25 protein-coding genes are annotated in these 23,200 nt (G+C 66.6%); 7 read left to right on the top strand and 18 right to left on the bottom strand.

The features are described from left to right. Window positions 1-7 precede the first annotated feature (7 nt). The 8 genes from KXV01_RS02615 to grxD form a co-directional block, all read right to left on the bottom strand. Complete coding sequence (locus KXV01_RS02615; RefSeq protein ID WP_049416375.1) at window positions 8-523, bottom strand: PilX N-terminal domain-containing pilus assembly protein; 516 nt, start codon at window positions 521-523, stop codon at window positions 8-10. 2 nt (window positions 524-525) lie between these two features. Continuing rightward, window positions 526-1,686: a PilW family protein gene (locus tag KXV01_RS02610; protein ID WP_049416378.1), complete on the bottom strand. Its 1,161-nt coding sequence runs from the start codon at window positions 1,684-1,686 to the stop codon at window positions 526-528. A 2-nt stretch (window positions 1,687-1,688) separates the two neighbouring features. Next, the gene (gene pilV / locus KXV01_RS02605; protein WP_049416379.1) at window positions 1,689-2,162 is read right to left on the bottom strand and encodes a type IV pilus modification protein PilV; all 474 of its coding nucleotides are present in this window, start codon (window positions 2,160-2,162) and stop codon (window positions 1,689-1,691) included. Then, complete coding sequence (locus KXV01_RS02600; protein ID WP_100477851.1) at window positions 2,159-2,674, bottom strand: GspH/FimT family pseudopilin; 516 nt, start codon at window positions 2,672-2,674, stop codon at window positions 2,159-2,161. The genes pilV and KXV01_RS02600 overlap by 4 nt, the downstream gene beginning before the upstream one ends. Window positions 2,675-2,835: 161 nt before the next feature. After that, window positions 2,836-4,224: a nucleotide 5'-monophosphate nucleosidase PpnN gene (gene ppnN / locus KXV01_RS02595; RefSeq protein WP_049416387.1), complete on the bottom strand. Its 1,389-nt coding sequence runs from the start codon at window positions 4,222-4,224 to the stop codon at window positions 2,836-2,838. 253 nt (window positions 4,225-4,477) lie between these two features. Continuing rightward, window positions 4,478-7,681, bottom strand: a complete 3,204-nt coding sequence (locus KXV01_RS02590) for a carboxypeptidase regulatory-like domain-containing protein (protein WP_263467495.1) — start codon at window positions 7,679-7,681, stop codon at window positions 4,478-4,480. Window positions 7,682-7,913: 232 nt separating this feature from the next. Further along, complete coding sequence (locus KXV01_RS02585; RefSeq protein WP_049440423.1) at window positions 7,914-8,690, bottom strand: SDR family NAD(P)-dependent oxidoreductase; 777 nt, start codon at window positions 8,688-8,690, stop codon at window positions 7,914-7,916. Continuing rightward, complete coding sequence (grxD, locus tag KXV01_RS02580; protein WP_005415957.1) at window positions 8,687-9,007, bottom strand: Grx4 family monothiol glutaredoxin; 321 nt, start codon at window positions 9,005-9,007, stop codon at window positions 8,687-8,689. Before grxD ends, KXV01_RS02585 begins: the two co-directional genes overlap by 4 nt. Window positions 9,008-9,128: 121 nt before the next feature. On the opposite strand from grxD, the gene KXV01_RS02575 reads away from it, so the two are divergent. Further along, complete coding sequence (locus KXV01_RS02575) at window positions 9,129-9,707, top strand: superoxide dismutase (RefSeq protein ID WP_049435954.1); 579 nt, start codon at window positions 9,129-9,131, stop codon at window positions 9,705-9,707. A 114-nt stretch (window positions 9,708-9,821) separates the two neighbouring features. Here the strand turns inward: KXV01_RS02575 and KXV01_RS02570 are convergent, their stop codons facing one another. The 3 genes from KXV01_RS02570 to purE form a co-directional block, all read right to left on the bottom strand. Continuing rightward, on the bottom strand, window positions 9,822-10,163 hold the full coding sequence (locus tag KXV01_RS02570; RefSeq protein ID WP_019659022.1) for a carboxymuconolactone decarboxylase family protein: 342 nt from the start codon (window positions 10,161-10,163) through the stop codon (window positions 9,822-9,824). Window positions 10,164-10,288: 125 nt separating this feature from the next. After that, window positions 10,289-11,437, bottom strand: coding sequence for a 5-(carboxyamino)imidazole ribonucleotide synthase (locus KXV01_RS02565; RefSeq protein WP_111096502.1), 1,149 nt, complete (start codon window positions 11,435-11,437; stop codon window positions 10,289-10,291). Continuing rightward, window positions 11,434-11,937, bottom strand: a complete 504-nt coding sequence (gene purE, locus KXV01_RS02560) for a 5-(carboxyamino)imidazole ribonucleotide mutase (protein ID WP_005412808.1) — start codon at window positions 11,935-11,937, stop codon at window positions 11,434-11,436. The genes KXV01_RS02565 and purE overlap by 4 nt, the downstream gene beginning before the upstream one ends. A 58-nt stretch (window positions 11,938-11,995) precedes the next feature. On the opposite strand from purE, the gene KXV01_RS02555 reads away from it, so the two are divergent. The 4 genes from KXV01_RS02555 (at window position 11,996) to KXV01_RS02540 (ending at window position 14,702) form a co-directional block, all read left to right on the top strand. Further along, complete coding sequence (locus KXV01_RS02555; protein WP_005415953.1) at window positions 11,996-12,265, top strand: Trm112 family protein; 270 nt, start codon at window positions 11,996-11,998, stop codon at window positions 12,263-12,265. Further along, the gene (nadC, locus tag KXV01_RS02550) at window positions 12,262-13,113 is read left to right on the top strand and encodes a carboxylating nicotinate-nucleotide diphosphorylase (protein WP_049414903.1); all 852 of its coding nucleotides are present in this window, start codon (window positions 12,262-12,264) and stop codon (window positions 13,111-13,113) included. Before KXV01_RS02555 ends, nadC begins: the two co-directional genes overlap by 4 nt. Before the next feature lie 181 nt (window positions 13,114-13,294). Beyond that, complete coding sequence (locus tag KXV01_RS02545) at window positions 13,295-14,284, top strand: DUF2272 domain-containing protein (protein ID WP_099495030.1); 990 nt, start codon at window positions 13,295-13,297, stop codon at window positions 14,282-14,284. Window positions 14,285-14,351: 67 nt separating this feature from the next. Next, window positions 14,352-14,702, top strand: a complete 351-nt coding sequence (locus KXV01_RS02540; protein ID WP_049414899.1) for a DUF3301 domain-containing protein — start codon at window positions 14,352-14,354, stop codon at window positions 14,700-14,702. Between the two features lie 86 nt (window positions 14,703-14,788). On the opposite strand, the gene KXV01_RS02535 is transcribed toward KXV01_RS02540, so the two are convergent. The 7 genes from KXV01_RS02535 to KXV01_RS02505 all read right to left on the bottom strand — a co-directional run bounded on the left by KXV01_RS02535 (window position 14,789) and on the right by KXV01_RS02505 (window position 20,852). Then, window positions 14,789-15,241 (bottom strand): ClpXP protease specificity-enhancing factor, encoded by a 453-nt coding sequence (locus KXV01_RS02535; protein WP_019659028.1) that lies wholly within the window; start codon window positions 15,239-15,241, stop codon window positions 14,789-14,791. 84 nt (window positions 15,242-15,325) lie between these two features. Then, entirely contained in the window at window positions 15,326-15,961 is a 636-nt protein-coding gene (locus KXV01_RS02530; protein WP_005415948.1) for a glutathione S-transferase N-terminal domain-containing protein, read from the bottom strand. A 134-nt stretch (window positions 15,962-16,095) separates the two neighbouring features. Beyond that, window positions 16,096-16,845 carry a cytochrome c1 gene (locus KXV01_RS02525; protein WP_049414892.1) on the bottom strand — a complete coding sequence of 250 codons (750 nt, stop codon included), beginning with the start codon at window positions 16,843-16,845 and terminating at the stop codon, window positions 16,096-16,098. After that, window positions 16,838-18,097 (bottom strand): cytochrome bc complex cytochrome b subunit, encoded by a 1,260-nt coding sequence (locus KXV01_RS02520; protein ID WP_049414887.1) that lies wholly within the window; start codon window positions 18,095-18,097, stop codon window positions 16,838-16,840. Before KXV01_RS02520 ends, KXV01_RS02525 begins: the two co-directional genes overlap by 8 nt. Continuing rightward, window positions 18,097-18,717, bottom strand: coding sequence for a ubiquinol-cytochrome c reductase iron-sulfur subunit (gene petA / locus KXV01_RS02515; protein ID WP_004151998.1), 621 nt, complete (start codon window positions 18,715-18,717; stop codon window positions 18,097-18,099). Before petA ends, KXV01_RS02520 begins: the two co-directional genes overlap by 1 nt. Window positions 18,718-18,917: 200 nt before the next feature. Continuing rightward, window positions 18,918-19,838 carry a lytic transglycosylase domain-containing protein gene (locus KXV01_RS02510; protein ID WP_099495031.1) on the bottom strand — a complete coding sequence of 307 codons (921 nt, stop codon included), beginning with the start codon at window positions 19,836-19,838 and terminating at the stop codon, window positions 18,918-18,920. A gap of 45 nt (window positions 19,839-19,883) precedes the next feature. Continuing rightward, on the bottom strand, window positions 19,884-20,852 hold the full coding sequence (locus KXV01_RS02505; RefSeq protein ID WP_099488541.1) for a WYL domain-containing protein: 969 nt from the start codon (window positions 20,850-20,852) through the stop codon (window positions 19,884-19,886). 80 nt (window positions 20,853-20,932) lie between these two features. Between KXV01_RS02505 and KXV01_RS02500 the strand changes: the two genes are divergently transcribed. Then, window positions 20,933-21,553 (top strand): glutathione S-transferase, encoded by a 621-nt coding sequence (locus KXV01_RS02500; RefSeq protein ID WP_049414878.1) that lies wholly within the window; start codon window positions 20,933-20,935, stop codon window positions 21,551-21,553. Window positions 21,554-21,751: 198 nt separating this feature from the next. Next, a complete protein-coding gene (gene miaB, locus KXV01_RS02495; RefSeq protein WP_049435924.1) occupies window positions 21,752-23,170 on the top strand; it encodes a tRNA (N6-isopentenyl adenosine(37)-C2)-methylthiotransferase MiaB in 1,419 nt (472 codons plus the stop codon). Window positions 23,171-23,200 lie beyond the last annotated feature (30 nt).

Here is a 23,200-nt window from a genome sequence, read left to right as displayed (position 1 = left end):
TGCGTCCTCAGAGTTTGAATACGGTATCGATGACAACCGACGACGAGCTCGCATCGGCGTCGTCGGTCGCGAAGCCGGTGATCTGGTAGATCGGCGTGACGTCTTCCAGCGGACGGCCCATGTCGAGCGACGATTCGCCCATCACACAGCTGTCAATCTGGCGGACATTGACCGCAGGACGCATCTGGTTGCGGTGGCTTTCAGCCCAGATGGCCGGATCGAAGCCGTCATCGCAGACCCGCGACAGAGTGCTGGACTGCACCAGGCTGTCGTTCCCCACATCCTGACGGTTGGCGATTTTCTCCACCGAGCGTTCGGCCGCACGCACCACGCCCTCCGAGTTCTGGAAGGCCCGGTTGGCGGCGCGGTAGTTCGCTGCCATTTTCTCCTGCATGCCGGCCACCTGCATGCCCGCAATGCCGAGCAGCGCCAGCAGGATGAGCATGATCAACGCGACATAGAGCACGGCGCCGCGCTGGGCGCGAGCGGAGGCGGGCCTGAACGAACGTGAGAAGGTCGTCATGATCAGTTCCCGAACAGGCGATTGCGCAGTGCAATCGAGACTTCATAGCTAGAGCGGTAGCGGCCGTCAGGCCTGTCACTGCTGGCAAAGCCCACGCCGAGTACCGACAGCGGGTTGGCCGGCGTGCTCGAAGACGACGGCGTCGGGCTGCGTGCCAGCAGCCCCACCTGCACCTGCCCCACCCGCAGCCACTGCGCGGCACCGGCAGCGTTAGCGTTGCTGCTGACGCCAGTCGCGGCGGCCAGGCGGGTGATGTTGCCGGCCGGCGGCGTGCCCAGGCTGATGTTGGCGGTACTGTCCAGGCCATACAGCAGCTGCAGGCTTTCGATGCCTTCCACGAGTTCTTCATTGACCGCATAGGCGCCAGCACTGTTGGCGCGCGCACGGCGCAGGCCCGGCTGACCGGTTTCCGGATTGATGCCGACGTAATAGACCATCGACTCGGCGCGATAGAGCATCGTCTGCCCGGTCGGCTGCGCGGCATAGCGCGACAGGTCCAGCGAGGGCGCGGTCACACGTGCCGCACTCAACGTACCGGCGAAGATGTCCGCATGGGCACAGTCGGCGATGCCGAACAAGGTCGGTGCCGCCACGCCCCCCGAAGTGAGCCTGGCCACCCGGGTGCTGTCCATGTCCAGCAGCGCATTGCCGCCACTGGACGAAATGCCGGTCACCGGCACCCCCTCAGGGGCCAGGTAGCGCAGCACCAGCACATCGCTTCCGCCTGCCGGCGCAGGGCTGAGCCGGGTGATCGCTGCCGGCAGCGCTGACGGTGCGGACCATGTCGCCCCGAGTGCGAGCCTCCCGCCCGGTGCGGTTCCCGGTGCATCGAAGCCCTGGATGGAAACGCTGAAATCAAGCGGGCTGCCATCGCCCGAGGATGCACCCAGATGCGATACCGGATCGCCCTGGTTCTTCACCACGTGGGCCTGGTCGTTCACGCAGCCCATGTGCCCGGCCATGCGGATGTCGCGCTCAAGGAAATCCAGCGCGAAACGGGCGTTCTCCTGCACGCGCGAGGCCCCCTCGGACAGGCGCGAGGCAGCCTGCGAGGCCATGAAGACCTGCACCACCCCCAGCATCAGCACCAGGCTGATTACCAGGGCGATCATCAGTTCCACCAGCGACAGGCCGGCCATGGTGGCACGTCGGTTCAGGCGCATGCTCACAGCTCCGTAGCCAATGCAAAGGTGGTGGCCTTGTCCGGGTCATCCGGATCCCAGCGCTGGTCGCCCCAGGTGATGGCCACATTGACCACGCCGCCATTGAAGGTGACATCGGCGCCTGCATCGTCGCCCAGCGCCTTCACCACCTGGCATTGCCAGCGCGCGATCTTCTTTTCAATGGAGACGTCGCCGGTATCGCTGGTGCACGCGGTGGCGGCGGTCTTGCTGCCTGCCGCGAACGACGCGCCGGTGTACCAGGCCGCCTGGAAGCGGTTGCTGCGCATCTGCTCGGTCAGGTCGTACGCAAGGTTGGTGGCCTGGGTTCGATAATTGGCGCTCTGCACGAAGCGGACATTCATGGTCTGCAAGAGAGCAAAACCCAGCAGGCCGAACGCCAACACGATGATGGCGATCAGTACTTCCAGCAGGGTGAAGCCCCCGGCCTGGCGCGCGCGGAAGGTACGGGTGGTCATGGACAGGCTTCCTTAGTGCTGCGGATCTGCCCGGAGGCGTTCACCGTCAGTGTGCGCTTGTGCAGTGCGCCCTTGCTGCAGACGTCCGGCTCCAGCCGTACATCCTGCTCGGCGCTGGCGCGGCGACGGCCGCGCCCGTCGAAGGCGATCTCCGTGGCCGGCCCAGTGATCTTCAGCTTGGGATTGCCACTGACGAAGCGCAGGACGGTTTCACCTGCCGACAGCGCACCGTCGCCATTGGCATCGGCAAAGGCCAGCATGCCGCCCGACCAGCCACCATCACAGCTGGCACCGTCGCTGCTTCCACAGACGCCGCCACCGCGGTTGCTGCGGATCGCCTCGCTGCGGGCAAGACTGAGCAGGCCCAGGACCTCGTTGTTGGTCGAGCTCACCCGGCTCGAACGGATCGTGCTCTGGAAACTTGGAAAGGCGATCGCAGCCAGGATCGCCACCACGGCGATGGTGACCATCAGTTCAACCAGCGTGAAGCCGTTTTGCCGGCGCAAAGACATTGGACGCTCCCCAGCGTGTTGGTGGCCACGATGGGCCATCGCCCCGCCACCGGCAAGCGGCGGCAGGATGAACGGTCAATCCGGGGCGACGGGCGTCAAAGGCTTGACGACCCGCCCTCCCCTGCCAGTGCCGGCGCGATCCCCATCGCGCCGGCCCGGGTTCAGGCCAGCACCTGGTAGCAGGGCTGGTATTCGCCGGAGATCTTCATCCGGCGCTGCTCGACGAAGGCGCGCAGCAGCGCATCCAGCGCCTGCATCATGTCCGGGTCGCCGTGGATCTGGAACGGCCCGAACTGCTCGATGCGGCGCATGCCGTCTTCCTTCACGTTGCCGGCGACGATGCCCGAGAACGCGCGGCGCAGGTCGGCCGCCAGCGCATGCGGGGCACGCCCGTGGTGCAGGTCCAGCGCTGCCATCGCTTCGTGGGTGGGTACGAAAGGCTGCTGGTACTCCCACGGAATCTCGATCGACCAGTTGAAGAAGAACGAGTCCTTCTGCGCCAGGCGGTGCTCGCGCACGCGCTTGATGCCGCTGGCCATCTTCTTCGCAACCGCGACCGGGTCGCCGATGATGATCTCGTAGCGCTCGGCCGCCGCATCGCCCAGGGTCAGGCGGATGAAGCGATCGATCTGCTCGAAATACGGTGCCGCTACCGTCGGGCCGGTCAGGATCAGCGGGAACGGCAGGTCCCTGTTCTCCTCGCGCAGCAGGATGCCGAGCAGGTACAGGATCTCTTCGGCGGTGCCGACGCCACCGGCGAACACGATGATGCCGTGGCCGATGCGGACGAAGGCCTCAAGGCGCTTCTCGATGTCCGGCATGATCACCAGGTGGTTGACGATCGGGTTCGGCGACTCGGCGGCGATGATGCCCGGCTCGGTCAGGCCGATGTAACGCGTCACGGTACGGCGCTGCTTGGCATGGGCGATGGTGGCACCCTTCATCGGGCCCTTCATCGCACCGGGGCCGCAACCGGTGCAGATGTCCAGGCCGCGCAGACCCAGCTCGTAGCCTACCTGTTTGGTGTACAGGTATTCGTCGCGCGAGATCGAATGGCCACCCCAGCAGACGACCAGATTCGGGTCGCCCGGATTGAGGATGCGCGCGTTGCGCAGCAGGCCGAACACCGCATTGGTGATGCCCTCGGACGACTCCAGCTCGGCCGCATAGGCCGGGCCCATCTCGATGGCCATGTAGGCCAGGTCACGCACCACGGCGAACAGCAGTTCGGCGACGCCGCGGATGATCTCGCCGTCGACGAAGGCCATCGCCGGCGCGTTGACCAGATCGATCCGCACGCCGCGATCCTGCTGCGCCACCTGGATGTCGAAATCAGGGTAGAGATCGCGCGCGGCGCGCGGATCGTCAGAGGCGCTGCCGCTGGTCAGCACGGCCAGCGCGCAGCGGCGCAGCAGCTCGTGCATGCCACCGGCGGAGGCATCGCGCAGACGGGCCACCTCGGCCCGCGACAGCACATCCAGCCCACCGCGCGGGTAGATCCGCGCATCCTGCACCGGCAGTGCACGGGCCGATTTTTCGTTCGTGGTCATATCCAATTTTTCGCTTCCTTCAAGGTTTCCGACTGTACTGCCGCCCCCTTAAAAAGCAAAACGGCCGGGAAGACCGACCGTTGGATGAGTGCTGCCCGCGTCCGCCTTTCCGGGACCGCATCGGCGGCGTTGGCACCGCGCACATTTCTGGATGCTACGCCGTTGCCAGGCGACCTGCAAGGACTTTCGCCTGAACGGAAAACGGCCGGGTTTCCCCGGCCGTTTCCTTTTACAACAGCGTTACATCAGTGCGTCAGAACTGGTAGCGGAAGCCCAGCTGCAGCGACCACTGCGAGACACCGACGTCGAAGCCGTCTGCGTCGTTGTTGGCCACCGTCGGCAGGTCAGCGCCGCGGAAGTTGTACACGTACTTGCCGTCCTTCATGCCCTGCAGGGTAGCCACACGCGCATCGGCGAAGAAGCCGTAGTCGTAGATGTTGCCCCACTTCTTGTTGAGCATGTTGCCGACGTTCTGGATGTCCAGCCACACTTCCGACTTGTGACCCTTCATGAAGCCCGGCAGCTGCTGGCTGATACGGATATCGAAGGTGTTGATCCAGCCGGTACGGAACTGGTTCGCCGGAGCGTAGCCACCTGCGTACTTGGCCAGCTGCGGGTTGGCCGCCAGCCATTCGTAGAACGACTTCTCCATTGCCGCATCCGGGGTGAAGTTGCTGCCCACCAGATTGCCGAACAGAACCTCGCCCGGGTTCGGCACGTAGAACAGGTCGTTCGCGGAGCGGCCGTCGCCGTTGGCATCGTTCACGTACACGTAGCTGTACGGACGGCCGCTGCGGCCCTCATACACCAGACCGACCTTGGTTTCGTAGTCGCCGAAGAACTTGTGCTTCCAGTTCAGCGAGCCCGACAGGCGGTCACGGATCTGGTAGCGCGAGGTGTTCTCGGTTTCGCTGTTGGCGTTGAAGGCGTACTGGTAGTTCCAACCCGAGCTTGCGGTGGAGCTGGTCAGCGAACCCACTTCGGTAGCGTCGGTGTAGGTGTAACCGATGTTCCAGGACCAGTCACTGGCGTCCGACCACGGCTTGCTCAGCGACACGGTGAACTGCGAGGTGCGGCCCTTGTCGGTGTTGGCGATTTCGTAGACGGCGTCGTAGTTGCGGTTCCGCCCGAAGCGGGCATCGTTATTGGTCCACAGGTTGCCGTTGCGCGACGCAGCGTAATAGAGCTCACGACCGTCCGGACCCAACTGCTGCACCGGGCCCAGGTTCAGGTTCCTGTAGTACAGGGCATCCTTGACCTTGGTGACCAGCAGCTCGGCCGAAGCCACGATGCCGTACCACGGCGTTTCATGGTCGAAGGCCAGGTTGGCCTTGTACACCGACGGCATCTTGAAGTCGCTGCCGACGAAGTTGACGTTCTGACGGTTCGAGCCTGGGGTGGTCGGGACCGGCTGGCCGTCCTTGTTCGGGCTGAACCGCAGCGTGGGATCGTAGGCAGTGTAGGCGTACACCGAATTGTTGAAGCCGGTGGCCGAGTAGCTGTTGCTCAGCCACACCTGCGGCGCATCACCCTGGAACAGGCCCACGCCACCGCGCAGCTGGGTCTGACGCTCGCTGTCGAAGGTGTAGTTGAAACCGACGCGCGGCTGGATCAGGAACTTGTTGCTCAGCACCTCGCTGTTGTCGCGACCGAAGAAGGTCGAGGCTGCAGCGTTGTAGGTCGGGGCCGGGCTGGTGTCGGCACGGTCGGCACGCACACCCAGGGTCAGGGTCAGGTTGTTGTTGACATACCAGGTGTCCTGCACGAACAGGGCCAGGTTGCTGTACTTGTAGTCAGCCGGAATCGAGCCCGGGGTGCGCTCCGGGTTGTAGTTGTAGCTGCTCCAGCGGCCAGCGGCGAAGTTGTCCAGGCCGTAGAAGGTGTAGGCACCCCACGAGTTGGCGCCGAAGTAGTTGTAGATGTCGTTGGTGTCGTACGACGCACCGAACTTGACGTCGTGGTCACCCAGGGTCCAGGTGGCGGCGGCGTAGTAGTTCCATGCCTTGGTCTGGAGGATGTTGTCCTGGGAGTTGACTTCGGTACCCAGGTACAGCGAGTCGCCCGTCGGCGCAGCCTCGTTGCCGCCGAAGAAGATGCGGATGCTCGGCGCGTCGGTGGACACGTTGCGGATCGCCGAGTACTCGCGGTACGACGCCTTCAATTCGGTCGAGAAGTTCGGGGTCCAGTCGCTGAACAGCTGGGCGACGTAGCTCTCGTTGGTCTTGTCATGCTGGTACCAGTACGAGCTCAACGAGGCCGAGCTGGTGGCCATGCCGTTGATGCGCAGCTTGCTCTGGTCGATCTTGCTGTAACGGATGTTGGCGCGATGGTTCTCGCTGATGTTCCAGTCCAGCTTCAGCGCGTACTCTTCCATCTCCGTGTCGCCGTTGCTTTCCAGGCCACCGGCGTTGATGCCATAGCTCTGCGCGATCTGCTGCGCGCGGGTCACGTCAGCCAGGGTGAACTGCGGATTGGCTTTGCCCAGCGCGGTGCCGCTCAGGTCGGCGCCCGGGGCGGCCTGCTTGAACTTTTCGTAGTTGGCGAAGAAGAACAGCTTGTCCTTGACGATCGGGCCGCCCAGGGTCATGCCGTAGGTTTCTTCCTTGGTGAAGCCCTTGAACGGCTGGCCTTCCGGGTTGTCGCCGAACCAGTCGCCATCACGGTAGGTGCCGTACACCGAACCGTGGAATTCATTGGTACCCGACTTGGTCACCGCGTTGACGGTGGCACCGGCGGCAGCAGCGATGCTGACGTCGTAGTTGGACAGGTTGATGTCCAGGGCTTCAATGGCTTCCATCGCGACCGGCTGGCGGCGGGTCGGCATGTTGTTGCCTTCCAGGCCAAAGGTGTCGCTGGCCGAGACGCCGTCGATGTTGATCGAGTTGAAGCGCGGGTTCTGGCCGCCGGCCGAGATCGAGCCCGAGGCGCGATCGATGAAGGTGACGCGCGGATCCAGGCGCATCAGATCCTGGATGTTGCCGCCGACGGACGGCGCAACTTCGATCTGCTGCTGGCTGATGTTGGTGCCCGAGCCCATCTTGGTGGCGCTGAACACTTCCGAGCCACCGCCGACAGCGGTGACCTGCACGGTGTCCAGGTTGGTCGCGGCAAGGTCGCCGGCCAGGGTGGCATTGATTGTGCCGGTCTGGTTCACGCCCAGGTAGACGCCATCTTCGGTCTTGGTACCTTCACCCGGCTTGGTGATGGTGATCGAGTACGGACCGCCCACGCGCAGGCCGCGCGCATTGTAGCGGCCGGCCGCATCGGTGGTCGCGCGCGAAACGGTGCCCGACTCGGTGTGGGTGATGGTGACTTCAGCGCCGGCAACGGGCTGGCCGCTGCGGGACACGACCTGGCCGCCGACACCGGCAGAGGTGCTCTGGGCGAAGGCGGGAGCGGCAGCAAGTGCAGCCACGAGACCAAGGGTGAGCTTGGACATCCGGAGTGGGTGGGTCATTTTTCGGTAGCCTCGATGCGAGTTGGCGATGGCGGAAAAAAAGCGCATCCAAGCAGCCCTGCGGGTGGCTGATCGGAGAGTTATCTGGGGTTCCCTACCGCTCGGCTGAAGGCAGCCCTAACGGTTAACACTAGATTAACACGCTACGCCATCAATGTGACGGTTGTGCGACAAACGGCACCGGTTCGCAACGCAATCGTGACGGGTTCTTCACTCCGCCTTTCCACGGGACTCACTTTTCCCGGGGCATCCCACTGGCGTCGAGAATCTGCCCGCGCCAGGTGCTCCCAGCGGCGGACAGCAGGGTCACCGCCGCGGCCGCCGCGGCTTCCGGGCCTTGCGCAGCCGGGTCCTGGTCGATGGAATAGGCACGTGCCCGCAGCGCCGTGCGCAGGGGGCCGGGGTACAGGCCGCTGACCCGGACGGGACTGCGGCCCAGTTCATCGTGCAGGCTGGCGATCAGGCCACGCAGGCCGTGCTGGGCCACGCCGTACCCGCCCCAATAGGCCTGCCCCACCCGGTCGGGGGCATCGACCGCGAACACCAGGGCGGCATCCTCGCGCTGCCGCAGCAGCGGCAGGCAGGCCTGGGCCAGCCAGGCCGGGGCCGTCAGGGTGACATGGACCGCGCGGGCGAAACTGGCCGGGTCAGCCAGTTCAAACGGAGTCAGCCCGGGGAAATGCGCGGCGCAGACCAGTAGTCCATCCAGCCGCCCCAGCTCGCGCTGCAGGGCCTGGGCCAGTTCGGCATAGTCATCGGGGCCGGCGCCTTCCAGGTCCAGCGGGTACAGAAGAGGTTCCGGACCGACCGCCTGGACCTGGGCATAGACCCGGTCCAGCCGGCGCGGCTTGCGTCCCAGCAGTACCACGGTGGCCCCGGCTGCCGCTGCGGCGACCGCCGCGGCACTGCCCAGCCCGCCCCCGGCGCCGGCGACCAGTACGACGCGATCCTGCAACGGACGGCCATCAATCGCCCCGTCAGTCGGTGACGTCGACGGCCAGGCACTCATCCCTGGGTCGCCTCTTCGACGATGCGCTTGAGCTCGCCGGATTCAAACAGTTCCATGACGATGTCGCAGCCGCCGATCAACTCACCGTTGATGAACAGCTGCGGGAAGGTCGGCAGATTGGAAAAGCGCGGCAGGTTGGCGCGGATCTCCGGCTCTTCGAGCACGTTGACTGTGCGCAGGGTGACGGCGCCGGCTGCCATCAACGCCTGCACGGCGCGACTGGAAAAGCCGCACATCGGGTATTGCGGGGTGCCCTTCATGAACAGCACGAGCGGGTAACGATCGACCTCGGCCTGGATTTGCTGCATTACCGCCACAACCACACTCCTTGCTTCGCCGGACAAACCGACCGTGATGGTCGGCTAGACTGCCCACGGTAGCCGCCATTGTAAGCGGATGGAACAGGCTGCCGCCGTCCCCCTGGCCACGAACCTGTCCATGCCCGTCGAATTGCCTGCCCTGCCCTACCTCCCCGGCTCCCTGCAGCCTCACCTGTCCGCGCAGACCGTTGAGTTGCATCACGGCCGCCACCACCGCGCCTACGTCGACGCGGTCAACGCCGGCACTCTCGGCACCGAGTGGGAGGAGGCGTCACTGGAAGAGATCGTGCGCCATGCCCAGGGCACGCTGTTCGATGCGGCCGCCCAGGCCTGGAACCACGGGTTCTACTGGCAGTGCCTGCGCCCGCGCGGCGGCGGCGAGCCGCAGGGCCGGCTGGGCGAGCTGGTCAAGCGCCAGTTCGGTGACGCGCAGCGCCTGCGCGAGGAATTCAACCGCACTGCGCTGGGCCTGTTCGGCTCGGGCTGGGTGTGGCTGGTGCAGCACCCCGGTGGCCAGCTGGGCATCCAGGCCACCCGCAACGCCGGCACGCCACTGACCGGCGAAAGCACCCCGCTGCTGTGCTGCGATGTCTGGGAGCACGCCTACTACACCGACTACCAGAATGATCGCGCGCGTTACCTGGATGCCTTCTGGCAGATGGTCAACTGGGATTTCGCCGAGAGCCAGCTGCGCTGAGGCAGCGGCTCGGCCCCGGGGTAGTGCCGGTCGCTGGCCGGCATCCCACTGGGCATACAAAGATGCAGGAATTGCCGGCCAGCGGCCGGCACTACCGGGAAACAGAGCGTGGCTTCACGCGTTTTCGTGCGCGGCCACCGCGTCCATCACCCGTGCCGAATACACCAGCGCCGCGCCGGCGTTGAGCGACACCGCCACGCCCAGTGCTTCGGCGATTTCCTCGCGGCTGGCGCCATGCTTCAGCGCAGCGTCCACGTGCACGGTGATGCAGCCGTCGCAGCGGGTGGTCACCGCCACCGCCAGTGCGATCAGCTCACGGGTCTTGGCATCCAGGTGGTTGGTCTGGGCACCGGCATTGGCCAGGGTGGCGTAGCCCTTGACCGTGTCCGGCGAGAGCTTGCCGATCTCGCCGATGCGGCCCTTCAGTTCCTTGCGGTAGGCATTCCAGTCCAGCATGGTCGTGACTCCTGTGAAAGGAGCTCCACGCTACCACCGGCAATGGTGCGCCGATGCCTGCACCGGCGCGCCACACCGTTGCAGGCATGCAGGGTTGTGCCGGCCATTGGCCGGCACGCCCGGGCTCAGCGGTTGCGCAGCGCGTGCACTGCCGGCGCCACCTGGGCCTGGCGGTCCAGCTCCAGCCCGACCTGGTCCAGCGCATCGGCCAGCGCATCGGCCTCGTCGTCGCGCAGGGTGGCATGGCCGACCTTGCGGCCCTCACGCGGCAGCTTGCCGTAGTCGTGCCAGTGGCCGCCGGCCTGGGCCAGCACCGGCAACGGATCGGGCATCTCGCCCAGCCAGTTCAGCATGCAGGCGTGGCCGAGCATGCGGGTGCTGCCCAGTGGCAGGCCCAGCACGGCACGCAGATGGTTCTCGAACTGCGAGGTCTCGCTGCCTTCGATGGTCCAGTGGCCGGAGTTGTGCACGCGCGGCGCCATCTCGTTGGCCAGCAGCTCACCATCACGGCAGAACAGTTCCAGCGCGAACACGCCGACGTACTGCAGGTGTTCGGCGACACGGCGCGCATAGCCGATCGCTGCCTGCTGCTCGGCGTCGGACAACACCGCCGGTGCCACGCTGGCCGACAGCACGCCGTCGACATGCCAGTTGCCGGTGACCGGCCACGCTTCGAAGCTGCCATCGCGGCCACGCGCGGCCACCACGCTGACCTCGCGCTGGAAGGCCACGAAGCCTTCCAGGATCAGTCCGGTGCGCTCCACCTGGGCACCCAGCGCATCCCATGCGGCGTCGATGTCGGCTTCGCTGCGCAGGCGGAACTGACCCTTGCCGTCGTAGCCGAGGCGGCGGGTCTTGAGGATGCACGGCAGGCCGAACTCAGCCGCCTTCGCCGCCAGCTCGTCGCGGTTACGGATGTCGGCGAAGGCCGGCAGCGGAATACCCAGCTGCTGGAACAGGGTCTTCTCGCTCAACCGGTCCTGGGCCACCGCCAGCGCGGCCGGCGGCGGATAGACCGGCACGCGGTCGGCCAGGAACCGTGCACTGTCGGCCGGCACATTCTCGAAATCGAAGGTGACCACATCGACCTTGGCAGCGAAGTCCGCCAGGGCCTGGCGGTCATCGAAGGCGCCCACGGTAAGCGGCGCCAGCGGGCCGCTGCACGCGTCGGCCGCCGGGTCATACAGTTCGAAGCGCAGCCCCAGCGGCGCACCGGCCAGGACCATCATGCGGGCGAGCTGGCCGCCGCCCAGGATGCCGACGGTCAGGCTCATTGGCGCGGATCGTCGTGAGCCATCACGTCTTCGGTCTGGCGTGCACGGAAGGCGTCCAGCGCCTGGCCGATCGCCGGCTGGTCGCTGGCCAGCATCGCCGCCGCGAACAGCGCGGCGTTGGAGGCGCCGGCGTTGCCGATGGCGAAGGTGGCGACCGGGATGCCGGCCGGCATCTGCACGATCGACAGCAGTGAATCCATTCCGTTGAGGGCCTTGGACTGCACCGGCACGCCCAGCACCGGCACGGCGGTCTTGGCCGCGATCATGCCCGGCAGGTGCGCGGCCCCGCCGGCACCGGCGATGATCGCGCGCAGGCCACGCGGGCCCGCCTGCTCGGCGTAACTGAACAACACATCCGGCGTCCGATGCGCGGACACCACCTTCACTTCGAACGGAACACCCAGGGCTTCAAGCTTCTGGGCGGCGTGCTGCATGGTTTCCCAGTCGGAACGGGAACCCATGACGATGCCGACAAGCGGCGCGATCGGGTTGGGGGTCATTGGCCGTCACCTGCCTTAAAGACGTATTCTAGCCATCTTCCACGCAAGACGAAGAACCATGGATCGCAAGCTGCTCGACCTGCTGGTGTCGCCGGACACCCGCCAGCCCCTGTCCCTGCTGGATGGCAAGGGCCTGGAAGCCCTCAACAAGGCCATTTCCGCCGGCACGGTGACCAAGGCCGATGGCAACCCGCTGGCGCAGCCGCTGCGCGAGGCGCTGGTCACCCGTGACCGCAAGCAGGTGTTCCGCGTCGACGACGGCATCCCGGTGCTGCTGGCCGAGGAAGCCATTCCGACCGCCCAGATCGCCGACTTCCCGGCCGCATGAGCACGCTGCCGACGCCGGATGCGGCCGTTGTCGCCGCCGATGTCGCGCGCGCGCTGGCCGAGGACCTGGGCAGCGGTGACGTCACCGCCGCCCTGCTCCCCGACCAGGTCGACAGCGCCTACCTGCTGTGCAAGCAGGATGCAGTGATCGCCGGGCGCCCCTGGTTCGACGCCACCCACCGCGCGCTCGACCCTGACGTGCGCATTGAATGGCGCATCGCCGAAGGCGATGCCGTCACCGCCGGCACCGTGCTGGCCCTGCTGCACGGGCGCAGCCGCAGCCTGGTCAGTGCCGAGCGCACTTCGCTGAACTTCCTGCAGACGCTGTCCGGCACCGCCACCACCACTGCCCGCTACGTGGCCGCGGTGGCCGGTACCGGTACCCGTATCCTCGACACCCGCAAGACCCTGCCCGGCCTGCGCCTGGCGCAGAAGTACGCGGTGCGCTGCGGCGGCGGCGAGAACCACCGCTTCGGCCTGTACGACACGGTGATGCTGAAGGAGAACCACATCCGTGCCGCCGGTTCGCTGGCCGCGGCGGTAGCCGCCGCACGCCGGCAGTGGCCTGCGCTGCCACTGGTGGTCGAGGTCGAAGACCTGGCACAGCTGCGCCAGGCGCTCGAAGCCGGTTGCGAGCGCATCCTGCTGGATGACTTCAGTCCCGACCTGCGCCGCGAGGCGGTGCGCATCACGGCCGGGCGCATTCCGCTGGAAGTCTCCGGCAGCGTCGGCCTGGGCGGCCTGCGCTCAATCGCCGAGGATGGCGTCGACTGCATCTCCATCGGCGGACTGACCAAGCATGTGCAGGCCATCGATCTGTCGTTGAAGCTGGGCCCGCCACCGGCTTGAGGCCTACGGGACCTTGTGGAGCCAAGCCCACGCTTGGCGGCTTCTCGATCTGCGGCGCGCCTTGCACCCGCCTTGCGCGATGAGCCGAGCGCAGGCTCGGCTCTACACGACCTGGGGCGCCTTCACGGCTCGGCTACGCCAGCCTCTGCGACGCTGCGGGCATCCCCCACAGGAGCCGCGCATGCGCCGGATGCTCTTGCCTGCCTGCCTGCTGCTCGCGACAGCCCCCTTGTCCGCCGCAGCCGCTGAAGCCTGCGATGTCCCTCCCCGCTTCGGCCTGAGCCCCTTGGCGGTGGCCATCCGCAATACCGCCTGCAACGAGCACCGGTTGTGGTTTCGTCCCTTCATCGATCGCGATGGCCGCGCCGCCAGCCTCAGCGTCACCGAAGCCGAAAGCGATCACCTGGCCGACAACGGCCTGATCGCCTGGCAGCGCGTGGCCGGCTACTGGCGCAACAGCGGCACGCTCAACGCAATGGGCAGCATCGCCGGTGCCAGCAGCTGCGTGGCACCGCTGGGTACGCGCTACACCGACAGCGACTGCCGCGCGTTCCTGATCGACAACCCGTGGTCGGCCGCTTTCATTTCCTGGGTGATGGTGCAGGCCGGCGTTCCCGGCTTCAACACGTCGCCACGCCACATCGACTACATCCGTGCCGCGTACCAGGGCGGTCCCTCGGGCGTGCCCTACCGGCTGGTCGACCCGGCCACGGCCAAGCCCGCGCCGGGCGATCTGCTGTGCTTCCTGCGCGACCGCAGCAGCACGCTCAGCTACAGCGGACTGGTACAGGCGCTGGGCAACGGTTCGGTGGGCCACTGGAAATCGCATTGCGAAGTGGTGGTGGCCGCCAATCTCGGCGGCGACCAGACCCTGTATCTGGTGGGCGGCAACGTGATGAACACCGTGGCGATGCGCCTGCTGCCGCTGGACCGTACCGGATTGATCAAGCTGCCACCGGCGCGCGAACGCAACAGCACCGGCATCGACCCCAGCTGCACGCCAGGCCGCGAGGACGAATGCAGTTTCAACCGCCAGGACTGGGCGGCCCTGCTGCAGTTGACGGCGACCGCGCCATTGGTGATGCCATCACCCTCCGCAGCGCCGATGCAGGCAGTACCGGCCAACGCGACCGCATCGCTGATGACGGGCCAGCCGCCGCCGAGGCGGTGATACCCGTGCTTGATCCAGCGCGCGTTCGCCGCCATCTTTGCGGGATCGACCTCTGACGGCTGACGCCATGCCTACCCTGCTGCTGTTGCTGATTGCCGGCGGAATCATCTACTTCTTCTGGAACGCCGCACGCTCGGCCGCCGAGCGCGCGGTCGAGCTGGGACGCAATGCCTGCCGCGCCGCCGACGTGCAGTGGCTGGACCAGGCGGTGCACGCCACCGGCCTGCGGCTGTCGCGTGGCGAGGATGGCCGGCTCGGTTTCGAGCGCACCTTCAAGTTCGAGTATTCCTACGATGGCATCGATCGCCACGTGGGCCGCATGGTGCTGCGTGGCGACCAGCTGATCTCGTTCACCGGCCCCGGTGCCGCGCGGATCAGCCAGATCCGGCCGGATGTGGAGGATGCCGAGGATGCCTAGGGTTTGAAGATGTGCCGACCAACGGTCGGCACCCACCGCCAGACGGGCCAAGAAAAACGCCGCCCATCGGGGCGGCGTCGGAATGGTTACTTGACCACGCGCAGGTTCGGGCGGCCCTTCGGCGGCGGGCTGGCCGGCGGCGTGTCGTCCGGCGGCGTGCCTTCCTCGTGCAGCAGCTCATCGCTGGTCGGTGCGGTTTCGCTGCCCGGAATGTCATCCGGCAATGCCATGCCCTGCCCGGTCTCGCGGGCATAGACCGCCAGCACGGCGCTGATCGGCACCTGCACCGGGTAGCTGGTTCCGGAGAAGCGGGCCGAGAAGCTCACCATTTCGTTGTCGATCATCAGCCGCACCACGGCACGTTCGGCGATGTTGAGCACGACCCGGCCATCCTTGACCGCCGAAGGCGGGACCTGCACGCCGGGGACGCCGGCGTCGACCAGGATGTGCGGGGTCAGCTGGTTGTCGTTGATCCATTCCACCAGCGCCCGCAGCAGGTACGGGCGGTGGCTGGTCATGTGGAAGAAGTCTTCGGTCATGCGTGAAGTGTACGCGCCCGGCGCCCCGCCGGGGCGGATCGTCTGCACGCCGGTCGGCCTGCAGACGGGTAACGCGGGGCCGGATCAGACCGGCAGATCGCGCAGTTTCTTTTCCTGCTCGGTCAGGCTGCGGACAAATCCCGGATGGCGGAAGATGCGGTTGCCGTAGTCCTCGATCGCCTTGCCATCCTTCGGCAGCGGCACATCCAGCGACTGCAGGCGCCAGATGATCGGCGCCATCGCGCAGTCGGCCAGGCTCATTTCCGGATTGAGGAAGAACTTGCTGGCCTTGAACAGCGGCAGCGAGGCGGTCAGCAGTTCCTTCAGGCGCTTGCGCCCGGCCTCGGCCTGGGTCTTGTTGCCCAGCTGGATGGCCTGCACCTGCGGCACCCAGTCGTGCTCGATGCGCAGCATGGCCAGGCGGATGCGCGCACGCGACAGCGGGTCGACCGGCATCAGTGGCGGATGCGGGTAGCGCTCGTCCAGGTACTCGCTGACCACCGACGCGGCGTACAGCACCAGCTCGCGTTCGACCAGGGTCGGCACCGAGTGGTACGGATTGAGGTCGATCAGGTCTTCAGGCGGGTTCTGCGGATCGACCGGAACGAAGTCGAAGGTGACGCCCTTGGCCGCCAGGACCAGGCGTACACGGTGGCACAGTACGTCGTCGTTCGAGGAAAACAGCGTCAGTGTATTGCGCATGCGTACGCTCGCCGCCATCAAAGGCTCTCCCACGACAGGAGACCGCCTGCCGCATCGGCGCCGCCGGCACCGTGCCAGCGGTCGACTCCTCCCCGAGTGTGCAACCGACCATCACAAAAGCCAATAGGCCCACGCGATGGCCGGCGGCAGAATCAGTGAACGTCCTTCCAGTATTCCTTCTTCAGCAGGTACAGCAGGAAGGTCAGCAGGGCCAGGAACAGGATCACCCACACGCCCAGCTGCTGGCGCTTGAGTGCGGCCGGTTCGCCGGCGTATTCGAGGAAGTTGGTGATGTCCCGCACGGCCTGGTCGTACTGCCCGGCATCCACCGATCCCGGCGTTTCAATCTTCAGGCCGGTCACCGGCGGGTCCATGCCGGGCGCTTCCGCCTTGCCGTGCACCGCATGCTGCAGCCCCTGCATCTCCCACAGCGGGTTGGGCATGGAGGCGTTGGCGAACAGCGCGTTGTTCCAGCCCAGCGGGCGGCTGCTGTCCAGATAGAACGACTTGAGATAGGTATAGACCCAGTCGCTGCCACGCACACGCGCGATCAGGCTGAGATCGGGCGGCATCTTGCCGAACCACTTCTCCGCGTTCTCCTTGGGCATCGCCACCGGGATCGGGTCGCCGATCGCCGAGCCGGTGAAGTTGAGGTTGTTCATCACCTCTTCTTCGGTCAGGCCCAGGTCCTGCGCCATCCGCGAGTAGCGCAGGTACTTCAGCGCATGGCAGCCGGAGCAGTAGTTCATGTACAGCTGCGCACCCCGCTGCAGCGAGGCGCGGTCACCGAGGTCGTTGCCGGCCTGCAGCAGTTTGGTGCCACCCTCGGCGGCGGAGGCCAGGAAACTGCCCAGCATCAGGGTGGCCGTCAGGGCCAGCCGGACCATCCAGCGCTCAGTCATGCGTGGTCACCCTCTCCGGTACCGGCTTGGTCTTGTCCAACCTTGTCCATAGCGGCATGGTGATGAAGAACGCGAAGTACAGGAAGGTCAGCACCCGCCCGATGTAGGTCTCGTGCACGTCGGTACCCGGGCCGGAACCAATCACGCCCAGCCACACGAAGCACACGGCCAGCACGCCCAGCATCACCTTCGAGATCCAGCCGCGGTAGCGCACCGATTTCACCTTCGCCTTGTCCAGCCACGGCACCAGGAACAGGATCGCGATGGCCGAGAACATCACCAGCACGCCGCCCAGCTTGTTCGGCACCACGCGCAACATCGCGTAGTACGGCGTGTAGTACCAGACCGGCTTGATGTGTTCCGGGGTCACCAGGCGGTTGGCCTCGGTGAAGTTGTCGTGCTCCAGGAACAGGCCGCCGAAACCCGGGGCGAAGAAGATGATGAAGGCAGCGATGATCAGCAGGAAGCCGGCGCCTACACCATCCTTGAGCGTGTAGTACGGGTGGAACGGAATTCCGTCGGCCGGAGCATTCGGCGACCAGCGGTTGCCCTTGGGCCCCTTCTTGATCTCCACGCCATCGGGGTTGTTCGACCCCACTTCGTGCAGCGCGCCCAGGTGCAGCACCACCAGCAGCAGCAGCACCAGCGGCAATGCGATGACGTGCAGCGCGAAGAAGCGGTTGAGCGTGGCGTCACTGGGCAGGTAGTCGCCCATGATCCATTCGGTCAGGCCGTTGCCGATCACCGGTATCGCGCCGAACAGCGAGATGATCACCTTGGCGCCCCAGAACGACATCTGGCCCCACGGCAGCACGTAGCCCATGAAGGCTTCGGCCATCAGCACCAGGTAGATCAGCATGCCCAGGATCCACACCAGCTCGCGCGGCTTCTGGTAACTGCCGTACAGCAGGCCGCGGAACATGTGCAGGTAGACCACGATGAAGAACAGCGACGCACCGGTGGAATGCATGTAGCGGATCAGCCAGCCCCACTCCACATCACGCATGATGTATTCGATGGAGCCGAACGCCTCCGCGGCGCTGGTCTTGTAGTGCATCGTCAGGAAGATGCCGGTGACGATCTGGTTGACCAGCACCAGCAGTGCCAGCGAGCCGAAGTAGTACCAGATGTTGAAGTTCTTCGGCGCGTAGTACTCGCTGACGTGCTTGCGATAGACCGGCATCAGGCCCGGCGCGCGGGCATTGACCCAGTCGGCGACGCCGCTGGCGGTACGGCTGAGGATATTGGCCATCAGGCAGCCCCCTGCGGATCGACACCGATGATGATGGTGTTGTCGTCCTGGTAGTGGTGCGCGGGCACCTTCAGGTTGATCGGCGCCGGCACATCCTTGAAGACGCGGCCGGACATGTCGAAGCGCGACTTGTGGCAGGGGCAGAAGTAGCCCCCCTTCCACTGCGGGTCATAGGGCTCGGGCCGGATCTCGGCGACCATTTCCGGCGAGCAGCCCAGGTGCGTGCACAGGCCGACCAGCACGGAGATGTCCGGCTTGATCGAGCGCAGCTCGGGATTCTGCTTCAACACGTAGTCCGGCTGCTGGTCCTTCTCGCCGGACTCGGGGTCCTTGAGGCGGCCATCCAGCCCGTGCAGCGCATCCAGGATCGCCTTGGACCGCTTGACGATCCAGATCGGCTGGCCACGCCATTCCACGATCAGTCGCTGGCCTTCCTGCAGGGCGCTGATGTCGGCCACCACCGGTGCGCCGGCAAGCTTGGCGCGGGCACTGGGGTTCCAGGATTTGATGAAAGGAACGGCGGTGAATCCGACGCCGACGGCGCCAACCACAGCAGTGGTGGCAGAAAGAAAACGCCGACGTCCGGTGTTGACTGGATCGTGTACCCCATCGTTGGCCATCCGGCACTCCGATATTGATTAGGTAGCTTTAAGGCTGCCAGCGGATCCGGTGGGGGCCAGAGCCGCATTGAATCATGGGCGAGTGTAGCGGAACCGTCGCGCGCCACACAACGCATTGCAACAACATTGATTACGGGGTTGCCGGCCAGCGGCCGGTTGGTACCCGCCGTTGCCCAGGGGTTGCCGGCCAGCGGCCGGCACTACTGCTGCGTCAATGCGGTGCGGTAACGCTCGGCCAGCTGCCCAACCCGGCGCACGTAGTACTGGGTCTCGCTGTACGGCGGCACGCCACCGTGACGGTCGACCGCGCCTTCGCCGGCGTTGTAGCCGGCCGCGGCCAGGGTCAGGTCGCCATTGAAGCGCTTCAGCAACCACGCAAGATACTGCACGCCACCACGGATGTTCTGCCCCGCATCATAGGAATCGCTGACCCCGAAGCGCGCCGCGGTCGGCGGCATCAGCTGCATCAGCCCCTGCGCGCCGGCGCGGCTGAGCGCGGTCGGGTTGTAGGCCGATTCGGCGTGGATGATGGCACGCACCACGGCCTCCTCGACGCCGAACTCGCGTGCCGCCGAGGTGATCTCGGTCTGGAACGCGGTGGTGTTCAGGCGCACCGAACCGAAGTCCACGCGCGGGTTGACGCCGCACGCGTAGCAGCGCTCCATGAAACTGTAGCGGATGGTGCGCACCGGACCGAGGTTGGCCACCTGGGTCGGCCGCGCACTGGTGTAGTGGCGCACGCCATCCTTCATGAAGGAATAGACCTGGCCGCTGACCATCCGCCCGGCCCGCGAGCCCGTCGGTGCCGCAGCAGGCGCGGGTGCAGCAGGCGTCGACGCGACCGCAGTGGGCGCAGCGGCGCCGGCCGCCACGGCGACCGGATTGCGTTCGATGCTGGCCACGGTGGTCGGCGCAGGCTTCGGCGCGGCCACCACGGAGCGCGGTGCCGGTCGGGCATCGCGGCTGTAGCTGATGCTGCTGCAGCGCGCGCCGGCCACTCGCTTGCTCACGTAGCTGGTGACCCCGTCGGCGCCCTGGCACTTGAACAGGGTGCCGGCGCTGGCCGGCGCAGCGGTCAGCGCAGCGATGATGATCGCCGTTGTCCCCAGTATCCCCTTCATGCCGCGAGTGTCCCAGCTTCGCCGGGGCTTGCCAAGCGACGCGGCTCAGCCTGTGACCGACGGCACAGCCAGCACCTGCCCCAATCCGGCCAGGCGCTGTGCCAGCTCATCGCGCAGGCCCGGCGGTGTGGTCCACAACGCCACCGGCACCCGGTCCAGGCTGAGGATCTGCGCCAGCATCATGCCGCGGCTCTCGGCGCCCATGCGCAACAGGCAGTGGTCGGCACCATCAGCCTCCAGCACACCACACCACGGTGGGATGCGCCCTTCCAGCTCGGTGCGGCTGCCGGCCAGGCGGACGATGGCCTGCAGCGCGAACGGCGCCTGGCTGACCGCCTGCCGCACCATCACATCCGGCGGTGCGGGCGTGCGCCGATGCATGCCCGGCGCGGCGCATTCGCGCACCGCGCCCATCCGGTCCACGCGCAGGGTGCGCCAGTCCTGCCGGCCCAGGTCCCAGGCCAGCAGGTACCAGCGCCGCCCGTAGTTGACCAGGTGCTGCGCCTCGACCTCGCGCTGGGTCACCGCCTCCTGCGCACTGCGGTACTCGAAGGCCAGCCGTGACGCCTGCCGGCAATGCTGGGCCAGCCGTCCCAGCAGGCGTGCGTCGGTGGAGGGAAGGTCGGACAGGGTGGCCGTCGCCGCATGCACCTCGCCGGCCTGCTGGCGGCGGCGGGTCGGTACCAGCGGGTCGAGCTTGGACAACAGGCCCCGCGCGGTGTCGTCGATGCCGGCGACGGACGCGGACGCGGCACGCAGGGCGATGGCCAGGGTGGTCGCCTCCTCCTCGTCCAGCAGCATCGGCAGCACCGGCGCCCCAGCCCCGAGCTGATAGCCGCCGCCGACCCCCGAGGAGGCCCGCACCGGATAGCCCAGTTCGCGCAGGCGTTCGATATCACGGCGGATGCTGCGCCGGTCCACGCCCATGCGCTCGGCCAGCTCAGCCCCGGACCACTGGCGGCGGGCCTGCAGCAGGGCGATCAGGCGCAGCAGTCGATGGGCGGTATGGCGCATGAAGAATCGAGGACAGAAGTCGTCCGCAATAGTGCCCCAGGATGGCTTCCAGTTCACCACCCACCGCAAGGAGCAATGCCATGACCTCACGCCAGATCACCCTGTACCACGCCGCCCGATCCCGCTCGAGCGGCGCCGTGGCCCTGCTCGAAGCGCTGGGTGCCGACTACCGCATGCAGGTGCTGGACCTGAAGGCCGGCGCCAACCTGGCCCCGGCCTACCTGGCCATCAACCCGATGGGCAAGGTGCCGGCCATCGTCCACAACGGCGCGCTGGTGACCGAGCAGGTCGCCATTTATCTGTACCTGGCCGACCTGTATCCGGAGGCCGGGCTGGCCCCGCCGATCGGCGACGCCCTGCGCGGACCCTACCTGCGCTGGATGGCCTTCTACGGTGCCTGTTTCGAGCCGGCGATGATCGACAAGGCGATGCACCGCGAGCCGCCGCCGCGCCTGATGTCGCCGTACAACGATGCCGAGACCGTGCTGCAGGTGGTCGAGGCCCAGCTGGCACAGGGTCCCTACCTGCTCGGCGAGACGATGAGTGCCGCCGATGTGCTGTGGGGCAATGCGCTGGCCTGGACCACGGCCTTCGGCCTGGTGCAGCCTGCGCCGGCCACGGCTGATTACATTGCGCGGATGAGCGCGATGACCGCCTTCGACCGTTCGCGGCAGATCGATGCGGAGCTGGCGGCGGCGTAAGCAGCGTCGGCTGGCTTCCCTTGTAGAGCCGAGCCCACGCTCGGCTGCTCTTCCCGCTTCCCATGGGGCAGCAGCCTGGCATGGCCTGGCTCTACTGAAGCCAGCCGAGCGTGGGCTCGGCTCTACAAGGGCGCGGCGGCTGGCGCGGGATGCGGGTAGAATTGCCCGCTTTCCCGCCACCCGAATGGATTAAGCGCCATGACCGGGACGCCAGACGTCTTTCCGCCCGCCACGCCGGGCGGTACCCCGCTCGTTGCCCTGCCCGCTGGTCCGCGCAAGCCCGACCAGGTCAAGGGCAAGCTGTACATCAAGACCCACGGTTGCCAGATGAACGAGTACGACTCGGCCAAGATGGCCGACGTGCTTGCCGCCAGCGATGGCCTGGAACTGACCGACAGCCCGGACGATGCCGACGTCATCCTGGTCAACACCTGCTCCATCCGCGAGAAGGCGCAGGAGAAGGTGTTCAGCCAACTCGGCGTGTGGAAGGGCCTGAAGAACAAGGGCCGCGAGGTCATCATCGGCGTGGGCGGCTGCGTTGCCTCGCAGGAAGGCGAAGCGATCATCAAGCGCGCCCCGTTCGTGGACCTTGTGTTCGGCCCGCAGACCCTGCATCGCCTGCCGGAACTGATCCGCGCGCGGCGCGAGCAGAAGCGCCCGCAGGTGGACATCAGCTTCCCCGAGATCGAGAAGTTCGACCGCCTGCCCGAGCCACGCGCCGAAGGTGCCTCGGCGTTCGTGTCGATCATGGAAGGCTGTTCCAAGTACTGCTCGTTCTGCGTGGTGCCCTACACCCGTGGCACCGAAGTCAGCCGCCCGTTCGAGGACGTGGTGGTGGAAGTGGCGCAGCTCGCCGCGCAGGGCGTGCGCGAGATCAACCTGCTCGGCCAGAACGTCAACGCCTATCGCGGCCCGTATGGAGACGGTGAGTTTGCCGACCTCGGCCTGCTGATCCGCACCATCGCCGAGATCGATGGGGTCGGCCGCATCCGCTTCACCACCTCGCACCCGCTCGAGTTCAGCGATTCGCTGATCGATGCGTTCCGCGACGTTCCGCAGCTGGCCAACTTCCTGCACCTGCCGGTGCAGGCCGGCAGCGACCGCGTGCTGTCGGCGATGAAGCGTGGCTACACCGCGCTGGAATTCAAGTCGAAGATCCGCAAGCTGCGCGCGGTGCGCCCGGACATTTCAATCAGCTCGGACTTCATCGTCGGCTTCCCCGGCGAGACCGATGCCGACTTCGAGAAGACCATGAAGCTGATCGAGGACATCGGCTTCGACCACAGTTTCTCCTTCATCTATTCGCGTCGACCGGGTACGCCGGCGGCCGATCTGGAGGACACGATCAGCGATGCCGAAAAGCACGCTCGCCTGTCGCGCCTGCAGGAGCGCATCAATGCGCACGCCGCCAGCATCTCGGAGAAGATGGTCGGTACCGTGCAGACCGTGCTGGTGGAAGGGCCGTCGCGCAAGAACCCGAACGAGCTGACCGGCAAGACCGAGAACATGCGGTCGGTGAATTTCCCGGCGCCTGCGCGCCTGATCGGCCAGTTCGTGGATGTGGTGATCACCGAAGCGCTGACCAATTCGCTGCGCGCACGGGTGGTGGCGGAGTAAGGTCCGGGTGTGCCGACCAACGGTCGGCGC

It is taken from the genome of Stenotrophomonas sp. Ps181 (genome assembly GCF_025697425.1).
Classification (GTDB): Bacteria; Pseudomonadota; Gammaproteobacteria; order Xanthomonadales; family Xanthomonadaceae; genus Stenotrophomonas; species Stenotrophomonas sepilia.
Note: the sequence above shows the minus strand (reverse complement) of the source record. Positions and strands in the feature narration are given on the sequence as shown.

Coding starts and splice junctions, on each gene's coding strand:
- KXV01_RS02615 (WP_049416375.1), bottom strand. CDS start 523: ATGACGACCTTCTCACGTTCGTTCAGGCCCGCCTCCGCTCGCGCCCAG.
- KXV01_RS02610 (WP_049416378.1), bottom strand. CDS start 1,686: ATGCGCCTGAACCGACGTGCCACCATGGCCGGCCTGTCGCTGGTGGAA.
- pilV (WP_049416379.1), bottom strand. CDS start 2,162: ATGACCACCCGTACCTTCCGCGCGCGCCAGGCCGGGGGCTTCACCCTG.
- KXV01_RS02600 (WP_100477851.1), bottom strand. CDS start 2,674: ATGTCTTTGCGCCGGCAAAACGGCTTCACGCTGGTTGAACTGATGGTC.
- ppnN (WP_049416387.1), bottom strand. CDS start 4,224: ATGACCACGAACGAAAAATCGGCCCGTGCACTGCCGGTGCAGGATGCG.
- KXV01_RS02590 (WP_263467495.1), bottom strand. CDS start 7,681: ATGACCCACCCACTCCGGATGTCCAAGCTCACCCTTGGTCTCGTGGCT.
- KXV01_RS02585 (WP_049440423.1), bottom strand. CDS start 8,690: ATGAGTGCCTGGCCGTCGACGTCACCGACTGACGGGGCGATTGATGGC.
- KXV01_RS02575 (WP_049435954.1), top strand. CDS start 9,129: ATGCCCGTCGAATTGCCTGCCCTGCCCTACCTCCCCGGCTCCCTGCAG.
- KXV01_RS02570 (WP_019659022.1), bottom strand. CDS start 10,163: ATGCTGGACTGGAATGCCTACCGCAAGGAACTGAAGGGCCGCATCGGC.
- KXV01_RS02565 (WP_111096502.1), bottom strand. CDS start 11,437: ATGAGCCTGACCGTCGGCATCCTGGGCGGCGGCCAGCTCGCCCGCATG.
- purE (WP_005412808.1), bottom strand. CDS start 11,937: ATGACCCCCAACCCGATCGCGCCGCTTGTCGGCATCGTCATGGGTTCC.
- KXV01_RS02555 (WP_005415953.1), top strand. CDS start 11,996: ATGGATCGCAAGCTGCTCGACCTGCTGGTGTCGCCGGACACCCGCCAG.
- nadC (WP_049414903.1), top strand. CDS start 12,262: ATGAGCACGCTGCCGACGCCGGATGCGGCCGTTGTCGCCGCCGATGTC.
- KXV01_RS02545 (WP_099495030.1), top strand. CDS start 13,295: ATGCGCCGGATGCTCTTGCCTGCCTGCCTGCTGCTCGCGACAGCCCCC.
- KXV01_RS02540 (WP_049414899.1), top strand. CDS start 14,352: ATGCCTACCCTGCTGCTGTTGCTGATTGCCGGCGGAATCATCTACTTC.
- KXV01_RS02535 (WP_019659028.1), bottom strand. CDS start 15,241: ATGACCGAAGACTTCTTCCACATGACCAGCCACCGCCCGTACCTGCTG.
- KXV01_RS02530 (WP_005415948.1), bottom strand. CDS start 15,961: ATGGCGGCGAGCGTACGCATGCGCAATACACTGACGCTGTTTTCCTCG.
- KXV01_RS02525 (WP_049414892.1), bottom strand. CDS start 16,845: ATGACTGAGCGCTGGATGGTCCGGCTGGCCCTGACGGCCACCCTGATG.
- KXV01_RS02520 (WP_049414887.1), bottom strand. CDS start 18,097: ATGGCCAATATCCTCAGCCGTACCGCCAGCGGCGTCGCCGACTGGGTC.
- petA (WP_004151998.1), bottom strand. CDS start 18,717: ATGGCCAACGATGGGGTACACGATCCAGTCAACACCGGACGTCGGCGT.
- KXV01_RS02510 (WP_099495031.1), bottom strand. CDS start 19,838: ATGAAGGGGATACTGGGGACAACGGCGATCATCATCGCTGCGCTGACC.
- KXV01_RS02505 (WP_099488541.1), bottom strand. CDS start 20,852: ATGCGCCATACCGCCCATCGACTGCTGCGCCTGATCGCCCTGCTGCAG.
- KXV01_RS02500 (WP_049414878.1), top strand. CDS start 20,933: ATGACCTCACGCCAGATCACCCTGTACCACGCCGCCCGATCCCGCTCG.
- miaB (WP_049435924.1), top strand. CDS start 21,752: ATGACCGGGACGCCAGACGTCTTTCCGCCCGCCACGCCGGGCGGTACC.